Source organism: Saccharothrix sp. ST-888 (assembly GCF_000955975.1).
Taxonomy (GTDB): Bacteria; Actinomycetota; Actinomycetes; order Streptomycetales; family Streptomycetaceae; genus Kitasatospora.
Genome location: NZ_JYJF01000491.1, coordinates 1 through 372, shown reverse-complemented (window position 1 = coordinate 372; position 372 = coordinate 1). Strand labels below are relative to the sequence as shown.

Sequence of the window (372 nt, the reverse complement as noted above, 5' to 3'; positions counted from 1 at the left end):
GCTGATCACCCAGACCGCGACGGAGCGGGCCGTGTCCGCCGCCTTGCGCCGTACCCGCGCCGGTGTCGCTGACCCGGACCGCCCGACCGGATCCTTCCTCTTCGCCGGCCCGACGGGCGTCGGCAAGACCGAACTCGCCAAGGCCCTCGCCGCCTTCCTCTTCGACGACGAGCGGGCGATGGTCCGGAGCGACATGAGCGCGTACGGCGGGAAGCACTCGGTCGCCCGTCTGGTCGGCGCCCCGCCCGGGTAAGTCGGCTACGAGGAGGGCGGCCAGCTCACCGAGGCCGTCCGTCGCCGCCCGTACAGCGTCGTGCTGCTGGACGAGGTGGAGAAGGCCCACCCGGAGGTCTTCGACGTCCTGCTCCAGGT

Annotated in this window: 1 pseudogene; it reads left to right on the top strand. The window is 72.6% G+C overall.

Annotated features, from left to right (window positions below):
* Positions 1-372 (top strand): annotated as a pseudogene (locus tag UK12_RS33565) (AAA family ATPase); the annotation flags it as partial.